Genomic DNA, 8,552 nt, shown 5'->3' with positions numbered 1-8,552 from the left:
CGCGCTTGACTGCGAGACAGACACGTCGAGCAGGTACGAAAGTAGGTCTTAGTGATCCGGTGGTTCTGTATGGAAGGGCCATCGCTCAACGGATAAAAGGTACTCCGGGGATAACAGGCTGATACCGCCCAAGAGTTCATATCGACGGCGGTGTTTGGCACCTCGATGTCGGCTCATCACATCCTGGGGCTGAAGCCGGTCCCAAGGGTATGGCTGTTCGCCATTTAAAGTGGTACGCGAGCTGGGTTTAGAACGTCGTGAGACAGTTCGGTCCCTATCTGCCGTGGACGTTTGAGATTTGAGAGGGGCTGCTCCTAGTACGAGAGGACCGGAGTGGACGAACCTCTGGTGTTCCGGTTGTCACGCCAGTGGCATCGCCGGGTAGCTATGTTCGGAATAGATAACCGCTGAAAGCATCTAAGCGGGAAACTAGCCTCAAGATGAGATCTCACTGGGATCTTGAATCCCCTAAAGGGCCGTCGAAGACTACGACGTTGATAGGTGGGGTGTGTAAGCGTTGTGAGGCGTTGAGCTAACCCATACTAATTGCCCGTGAGGCTTGACCATATAACACCCAAGCAATTTGCTTAGCGCAAATTGACGGTGTGAAGACGATACAAACCGAAAATTCGGCAAACACACAAATTACCCGCAACACCATCACATACCCAATTTGGAGCTGCGCTAACGCGACGCTCCACCCGAATTGCTTGACGACCATAGAGCGTTGGAACCACCTGATCCCATCCCGAACTCAGTAGTGAAACGACGCATCGCCGATGGTAGTGTGGGGTCTCCCCATGTGAGAGTAGGTCATCGTCAAGCTTAAATTCCAAACCCCCTACTCGTGAAAACGGGTAGGGGGTTTGTTTTTGGGCGCGGAAAAGTGAAGCGGGGGCGACGGCCCCGATAGGCGCCTCGTTTCCAGTAAGGAACTGAGGAATAGAACCAGTCGTGCTTTCGACCCCAACTGCGCAGAACTCAGCAGTTCTGCCACCCTATCGGTCCAAAGACACAACGCAACGGTCGCCGCGCTCACCTTATTGCGTCTACGATTGCCAGCAACCGTTCGTAATCGTTCATATCCCATTGTTTGGCACGTTCACTAGAGCTCTTTCATGTCTGATGCTGCAGATGCTCGCGAGTTGCCCGAGATGCCATTGGAGGCGTTAACCGCCTGCCATGAATGTGATTTGCTGATGCTCAAACCCGAGCTCAACGTCGGCGACAGCGCGCATTGTCCGCGCTGCGGCTTTGAGCTGTACATGAGTCGCCCCAAAGTGGTGAAGCGCAGCATGGCGCTCGTGATCGCGGCGTTGCTGTTGTATTTCCCCGCGAATTTTTTGCCGATCATGGAGCTCAGCTTGCTCGGCCAGCGCAGCGTCGACACAGTTTGGAGCGGCGTACTCGCGCTCTACAATTCCGGCATGCAAGGCGTCGCCGTGGTCGTGTTCCTCTGCAGCATGGCGGTTCCCCTGCTCAAGCTGCTTTGCCAATTTCTAGTCCTGCTCTCCATCCAACTGAAGTTCGGCCGCAGCTACGGCCTGCTGCTCTACCGCATTTATCACCATATGCGCGAATGGGGCATGCTCGAGGTGTACTTGATGGGCACCCTCGTTTCCATCGTCAAACTCATCGGCCTGGCGGATGTCACGCTCGGGTTTGGTCTTGCCTGTTTCGTTGCCCTGTTGCTGATACAAGTCTGGCTTGAAGTCACCATGACGCCCCATCAAATCTGGGAAGCGCTGTCCGGGGAGAGCGACCATGCGAGCCATTGATGCCGGCATCCTGGTGTGCCACGAATGCCAACAGCTCAATAGAGAAGAGCCCGACACCCACTCTCAGTTCTGCACCCGCTGCGGTGCTAGCGTCCACGCCCGCAACCCCAACAGCCTGAAGCGCACCTGGGCGCTGTTGGTGACATCGGCAATCTTGTACATCCCGGCTAATCTTCTGCCGATCATGACCGTCAGCACCCTCGGCAAAGGCGAGCCCGACACCATCATGTCTGGCGTGATCTCCCTGGTGCAGTACGGCATGATCCCCATCGCCGCCGTGGTATTTATCGCCAGCATTCTGGTGCCCACCTTCAAGCTGGTTGGCATTGGCTTGCTGCTCTACTCGGTGCAGCGCCGCCTGCCGATGACGCCCCGCCAGCGCATCGTGATGTACCGCTTTATTGAATGGATAGGCCGATGGTCGATGCTCGACGTGTTCGTCATCGCCATTCTGGTGGCCTTGGTCAACTTTGGCAGCCTGGCCAGCATCGAGCCTGGTTACGGCGCCGCTGCTTTTGCCAGCGTGGTGATTCTGACCATGCTGGCCGCTCACACCTTCGACCCGCGCTTGCTCTGGGACAACACGGAAACGGATGACAATGACGATGAATGATCTGCCCAAAGCCAAAATCCGGCCGGCCTCAAATTGGTCTGCCATTTGGGTGCTGCCCCTGATCGCACTGTTGATCGGCGGCTGGCTGGCCTGGCGCGCCTATGAACAGGCGGGCATCGACATTCAGATCATTTTCGCGTCCGGCGATGGCATTCAGGCTGGCAAAACCGAGGTCATCTACAAAGGCATGCCAGTCGGCAAGGTAAAGACCCTCACCCTGGATGACACCGGCGCCCGGCGTGGCGTTATTGCCACGGTCGAAATGGACAAAGACGTAGAGCAGTTTTTGCGCACCAACACGCGCTTCTGGTTAGTTAAGCCGAGCGTGAGTCTGGCCGGCGTCACCGGGTTGGAAACCCTGGTGTCAGGCAACTACATCACGGCAGCGCCAGGCGACGGCGAGCCCGAGCGCAAATTCACGGCACTGAACGAAGTGCCGCCAATCGCCGACTCTGTGGCCGGTCTGCATCTGACCCTGAAGGCCGAGCGCCTGGGCTCGCTCAATCGCGACAGCCCGGTGTTCTACAAGCAAATCCAAGTCGGCGTGGTGAAGAGCTACAGCCTGGCCGCCGACCAGACCACCGTTGAAGTGAAGGTGTTTATCCAGCCGCAATACGCTTCATTGGTGCGAAAACACACGCGCTTCTGGAACGCCAGTGGCGTGACCGTGAATGCGGATCTGGGCGGCTTCAAGCTGCGAACCGAATCGCTCGCCAGCATCGTTGCTGGTGGCATCGCGTTCGCTACACCGGAACATCGCAAAGACAGCCCGCCCACCGACCCAAGCCTGCCCTTCCGCCTGTATGAAGATTTTGATGCCGCCCAGGTCGGCATCAAGGTCAATGTGAAACTCAGCGATTTCGAAGGGCTGCAAGCGGGTCGCACACCGATTATGTATAAGGGCATTCAGGTCGGAACGCTGAAAACCCTGAAGATGAACGACGACCTTGCCACCGCTTCCGCCGAGCTTGCTCTGGACCCGCGCAGCGAGGACTACCTGGTGGAGGGCACCGAATTCTGGGTGGTCAAACCGGTTATCTCCCTGGCTGGCATCACCGGTATCGAAGCCTTGGTCAAAGGCAACTACATCGCCGTGCGCCCGGGCGAGAAGGGCAACCCGCCGGCCCGTGAATTCGTTGCCCGCGCCAAGGCCCCACCGCTGGACCTCAGCGCCCCTGGCCTGCATCTGGTGTTGTACAGCGATGTACTCGGCTCGCTCGAAGTCGGCAGCCCCGTGCTCTACAAACAAATCAAAGTCGGCACCGTGCAAAGCTATCAACTGGCGCGCGACCGCAAGCGCGTCGCCATTGGCGTCCACATCGAACCGGAGTACGCCAATCTGGTGAACAACTCCACCCGCTTCTGGAACGCCAGCGGCATCACCCTGAGCGGCGGCCTCTCTGGCGTCACAGTAAAAAGCGAATCCCTGCAAACCCTGCTCGCCGGTGGCATCAGTTTTGAAACGCCAGACCCCAAAGCCGCGCCGACCAAACGGGTACAGCGCTTCACCCTGCACCCCGACCGCGAAAACGCCTTACAGAAGGGTACCGTCATCAACATCCGCGTCGACTCCGGCGATGGCCTGAAGCCCGGCACCCCCATTCGCTACAAAGGCATAGATCTAGGCAAAGTCGAAACCGTGGCCCTCACCGACGACCTGCAAGCTGTTCAGTTGACGGCACGAATCACCGAAAGCGCCGACAAAGTCGCCCGCGTCGGCTCGCAGTTCTGGGTCGTCAAACCCGAGCTCGGCCTGATCCGCACGGCCAACCTCGACACCCTGGTCAGCGGCCAATACCTGCAAGTACAGCCGGCCGCCAAAGCCACTGCGGCGCAGACCAACTTCGTCGCGTTGAACGAGCCGCCGGTGTTGGCGACCCAGGAAAGCGGTTTGAAACTGACCCTGAGCGCGCCGCGTCGTGGCTCGATCAAAGCCGATGTGCCCGTCACCTACCGGGAAGTTCAGGTGGGCAAAGTCACCGGCATCGAACTGGGCGCTACGGCGGACCGCGTGTTGATCCGCATCCTGATCGAACCGCGTTATGCCGCCCTGGTTCGCGGCGGCAGCCGCTTCTGGAGCGTTAGTGGGTTCTCAGTGGATTGGGGCTTGTTTAAAGGCGCCAAGGTGCGCACGGAATCGGTGGAATCGTTGCTGCAGGGCGGCATTGCATTCGCTACGCCGGAGGGCGATCAGATGGGTGCGCCAGCGAAGGCGGAGCAGACGTTTGTCCTCAACGAAGAGGCGAATGATGAGTGGCTCAAGTGGGCCCCCAAAATTTCTGTGGGGAAATAAGCGATCGGCTGCGCGTCGGCATAGCTGCGTTGAAAACGTTATTTGAATGCTCATTGGCTTGAGCCAACTCCGCTTCAAAGAACGTTTTCGCCTTGCTCTGCTCTAGCTCGCTCGATCTGGATTTGTGGTCGGGCTGAAAAAAAGAAGGGCCGCTTATGCGGCCCTTTTTTGGGTCAAGAGCATCGCGGCTGAAGCCGCTCCTACAGGACTGTGCAATTTGTAGGAGCGGCTTTAGCCGCGATTGGCCCTCAATCCAATCACAATTTCCGACGCCTCAAGCCGGCTCAACCACCGCCTCAACCTTCACCACCGGCTCATGCCGGCGGATGTATTTCCAGTCCGCTTCATCAATGTAAATCCCGTTCGGCCCGCTACCGCCTTCCAGGTCGATGGCTACATGTGCGCACACCTGCGGTTTAACGCTGGCCAGAATCGGCACGAAGCCTAGCTGAAGGCTGGTTTCGATCAGGGCTTGCTGGTTGCGTTCGTCGATGTCGGCGGCTTCGTCGAGGTAATACGGCAGGCGCACTTTGCCGGCTTGTTCGCGGTCCATCAGGTGCAGCAGCAGGTACATGTTGGTCAGCGCTTTGATGGTCATGGTCGTGCCGTTCGAGGCGGCGCCGTCGATGTCGGTGTGCACGATTGGCTGGCCGCCGACTTTGGTGATTTCGAACGCCAGCTCGAACAGGTCTTTGAGCCCCAGCTGGTTGTGGTTGGCGGCTACCAGGCGAGCCAGGTATTCCTTGGCTTCCTCGTTGCGCACGTCCTGATCGGCCGACTGGTTGAGGTCGAACACCGACAGGGTTTCGCCTTCTTCGTACTGGCCGGCGCTGTGGATGATCTGGTCGATGTGTTTGAGCGCGTCTTTGTTTGGCGCCAGCACGATGCGGAAGCTTTCGAGGTTGGAGACCTGACGGCGGTTGATTTCGCGGTTGAACAGGGCCAACTGGTGTTCGAGGTTGTCGTAGTCGCTGCGGATGTTGCGCAGGGTGCGGGCGATATCGGTGACGGCTGCACGACGGGCTTTGGCCAGGGTCAGCGCTTCATCCTGACGGTGCGCGTAGGCGTTGATCAGCAAGTGCAGGCGCCGCTCCACGTCATCTTCGCTGTCGAACTTGGCCACGCCCTTGAGGCGAATCTGCGCGTACAGCGCGTCAATCTGCCCGTCGATGCGCTGCAGGCTCTGCCACGCATCCTGATAGTCGTTAAGCAGCGGCAGCAGGTTGTCGAGCGAGTCGTCCACCGGCTCCATAAACGGCGTGCCGAAGGGCAGGTTGGCCGGCAGCAATTGGCGACGACGCAGGGCGTCTTCCAGGGTGCGTTCCTTGGCTTCCAGATCGGCCAGCTGACGGCCGACCAACTGCAGCTTGGCCGAGAGTTGCTGCACGCGCTCGGTAAACGCATCGCTGGCGCGCTTGAGGTCGTCCTGCGCGGCTTCGGCCTGGGCCAGTTGTTCAAGCTTGCTCGGTTCTTCGACGGCCAGGGTCTGGCTGCGGCGGAAGTCTTCCAGTGCCTTCTGGGCGTCAAGCACCTGGTTGTACAGGGTCTCCGCCTGGGCTTTGCTGGCGGCGCGGTCGGAGGCCACGCTCTGTTGCGTCTTGAGCTGTTTCAGCTCTTTTTCCAGACGCTCTTTCTGATCGCGTAACGCGGCGCGGTCGGCCAAGGCTTGCAGCGCAGGCGGTTCGATATGGCTGAGGTCGATGCTCAAGCCCGGCACTTCAAAACGCTCGGCTTTGAACCCGTCGAGAATCACTTCCAGCGACTTCACCCATTTGCCGTCTTCGTCCAGGCCGATGCCATGCTCGCCCAACGGCAGGCTGAACAGCGCGCCGTTGAACAGGCGCATCAGGCGCTCGACGTCTTGCTGGCTGAACTCTTCACGTAAGCGCGCGTAGCTGTTGTTGTCGGCGTGTTCCAGTTGTTGGCGCACGGACTTCAAGCGTTTTTCCAAGTCGCGCAGACGTTCGTCCAGGTCTTCGCTGGAGAACTGCCGCGACTGCGCCAGCGCGCCGGCCAGTTCATCGTGGGCATCTTTGGCAGCGAGCAATTGTTGCTCCAACACCTGAGCGTTCTCGACCAGCGCGAAGCGATGTTTCAGTACGCCGAACTCGCCGAGCCAGCGCTGAATTTCGCTGATCTCACGTTCCAGGCGCATCAGCTCCTGGGTGCCACCGCGCTGTTCGTGTTGCAAGCCGTCTTGCTCGCCACGGTAATGCTCGGCCTGAATCACCAGCTCTTCGCGGCGGGCGCCGGCATAGTCTTGCCACGTGCCGAGCAGCGAATCGAGCAACGGCGAAATGCGGTGCAGCTTACCGCGCAGCACTTCACGTTGCGCCACGCCGGCGCTCAGCGCTTCCACCAGCGGCCCGGCCGCGACCAGTGATTGGTAATCGGCTTCCATGCGGCGCACGTCGCGGAAGGCTTCTTCGCACGCGGCAATGTAATCGACGCTACCCGAACGCAGGCTGTGTTCGAACGCATCAAGGAACAATTGCTTGAGCTTGGCCGCGGTGATTTCGCGCATGTGCAGCAGGTTGATAAAAAGCGCGCGGAAGGTCTTCAAACTCTGCTCGCTGGTGGAGCGCAGCGGGATCAGGGTCAGGTCCAGCGGAATCGAGGTGTGGCCGCCTACGAGCAACCGGCGCAGTTCTTCCGGCTTCAGTTCATAAGCCTTGATGTTCTCCCGCTCCAGATTGGCAAACAGCTCGCGCTGGCGCAGGCAGGTGCCGTTCTTCTGGTAATGCTCTAGGTGCAACTCGCCGGCATAGGCGAAGAACTGGTGGCCGAAGCCGCCACCCGGACCGCGCCCGGCAACGCCGATTACCTGCGGGCCGTGGGGCAGAGCCACTTCAACGAGGATGTAACTGGTGTCGCTGGCGAAGTAGAACTTGCGCGACGCTTCGAGGCTGTATTTGCCGAAGCTCATGTCTGACATACGCGCCAGAATCGGGAATTGCAGGGCGTTGATCGAGGCGCTTTTGCCCAGGTTGTTGGCGCCGTACACCGACAACGGTTGTTCCAGCGGGAACAAACCCAGGCTGTAACCGGCGGTGTTTAGCAGGGCAAAGCGGCGGATACCGTAGCGTTCCTGGCTCATGCATCGATCTCCTGATTGGCACGCTCTTCAGCCAAGGCGCGGGCCAGGGCTTGTTCTTCGCTTTCTTCTTCAACAGCTACCGGCGCGTCGACGATGGCGGGCAGCGGCGGAATGTCGTCGTCCTGCTCGCCGTCGATCAGCAGAATGTCGTCGCCGCTGTCGTCGTCAACCAAGGCCGGCGTTGGCAGCGGCAATACGCTGTGCAGGCTGGCGGCCAGGTCGCGGTCTTGTTGCACCGAGAGGCACACGTCGAGGAAGCGATGCATCGGCGGCAGGAAGCGGTACACGCCGTTTTCTTCGTTGGCGAAACCCAACTGCGTCATGCGGCGCATCACCTTTTCTTCCAACTCTTCCTGGGTGGTGACCTCGGCCTGCACAAACAGGTCGCGGTATTTCTCCAGCAGCGGTGGCAACTCATCGCGGCCCAGGCTGCCGCCGTCGAGGACGGCCAGCGGGTCACGGCCCTGGTCGGCCAGGTGCTCCACCAGAATGAAGGTGAACAGCGCCAGGCGCTGGGCGGTTTTGTTTACCTGCGCGCCCATTTGCTCGGGCACGAAATAGTAGAAACCACGGGTGTCGCACACCAGCTCGAAACCCAGCGCGCGGAACAACGCGCGGTAGGCGTCCTGCTGGTTGGAGAGTTGGCTGTACAGCTCGGCGTCGCGGTGGCTGACGTGATAACCCTTGAACAGCTCGCGGAAAATCGGCGCCAGGTGGCTGAGTTCGGACAGGTCGATATTCATGCGCAATAGTCTTCAAAAAGAGTGGCGA

Annotated in this window: 5 protein-coding genes and 2 rRNA genes (1 of these 7 cut by a window edge); 5 read left to right on the top strand and 2 right to left on the bottom strand. The window is 59.6% G+C overall.

What is annotated here, in order from left to right:
• The 5 genes from ACZZZU_RS12125 to ACZZZU_RS12105 all read left to right on the top strand — a co-directional run.
• Positions 1 to 567: ribosomal RNA gene (locus ACZZZU_RS12125) — 23S ribosomal RNA — on the top strand (it extends 2,323 nt beyond the left edge of the window).
• 142 nt (positions 568 to 709) lie between these two features.
• Positions 710 to 825: ribosomal RNA gene (gene rrf, locus ACZZZU_RS12120) — 5S ribosomal RNA — on the top strand.
• A 293-nt stretch (positions 826 to 1,118) separates the two neighbouring features.
• Entirely contained in the window at positions 1,119 to 1,778 is a 660-nt protein-coding gene (locus ACZZZU_RS12115) for a paraquat-inducible protein A (RefSeq protein WP_122493386.1), read from the top strand.
• Positions 1,765 to 2,391: a paraquat-inducible protein A gene (locus ACZZZU_RS12110; RefSeq protein ID WP_463550726.1), complete on the top strand. Its 627-nt coding sequence runs from the start codon at positions 1,765 to 1,767 to the stop codon at positions 2,389 to 2,391. The genes ACZZZU_RS12115 and ACZZZU_RS12110 overlap by 14 nt, the downstream gene beginning before the upstream one ends.
• Positions 2,384 to 4,684 carry a PqiB family protein gene (locus tag ACZZZU_RS12105; RefSeq protein WP_463552134.1) on the top strand — a complete coding sequence of 767 codons (2,301 nt, stop codon included), beginning with the start codon at positions 2,384 to 2,386 and terminating at the stop codon, positions 4,682 to 4,684. Before ACZZZU_RS12110 ends, ACZZZU_RS12105 begins: the two co-directional genes overlap by 8 nt.
• Before the next feature lie 274 nt (positions 4,685 to 4,958).
• On the opposite strand, the gene mksF is transcribed toward ACZZZU_RS12105, so the two are convergent.
• On the bottom strand, positions 4,959 to 7,781 hold the full coding sequence (gene mksF / locus ACZZZU_RS12100) for an Mks condensin complex protein MksF (RefSeq protein ID WP_463550725.1): 2,823 nt from the start codon (positions 7,779 to 7,781) through the stop codon (positions 4,959 to 4,961).
• Entirely contained in the window at positions 7,778 to 8,524 is a 747-nt protein-coding gene (gene mksE / locus ACZZZU_RS12095; protein WP_463540279.1) for an Mks condensin complex protein MksE, read from the bottom strand. The genes mksF and mksE overlap by 4 nt, the downstream gene beginning before the upstream one ends.
• Positions 8,525 to 8,552 lie beyond the last annotated feature (28 nt).

The organism is Pseudomonas sp. AC136 (assembly GCF_979258585.1).
This window is presented reverse-complemented; position numbering and strand designations above follow the sequence as displayed.

Bases quoted from the DNA above. Each gene is read 5' to 3' on its own strand.
- ACZZZU_RS12115 (WP_122493386.1), top strand. From the start codon at position 1,119: ATGTCTGATGCTGCAGATGCTCGCGAGTTGCCCGAGATGCCATTGGAG.
- ACZZZU_RS12110 (WP_463550726.1), top strand. From the start codon at position 1,765: ATGCGAGCCATTGATGCCGGCATCCTGGTGTGCCACGAATGCCAACAG.
- ACZZZU_RS12105 (WP_463552134.1), top strand. From the start codon at position 2,384: ATGAATGATCTGCCCAAAGCCAAAATCCGGCCGGCCTCAAATTGGTCT.
- mksF (WP_463550725.1), bottom strand. From the start codon at position 7,781: ATGAGCCAGGAACGCTACGGTATCCGCCGCTTTGCCCTGCTAAACACC.
- mksE (WP_463540279.1), bottom strand. From the start codon at position 8,524: ATGAATATCGACCTGTCCGAACTCAGCCACCTGGCGCCGATTTTCCGC.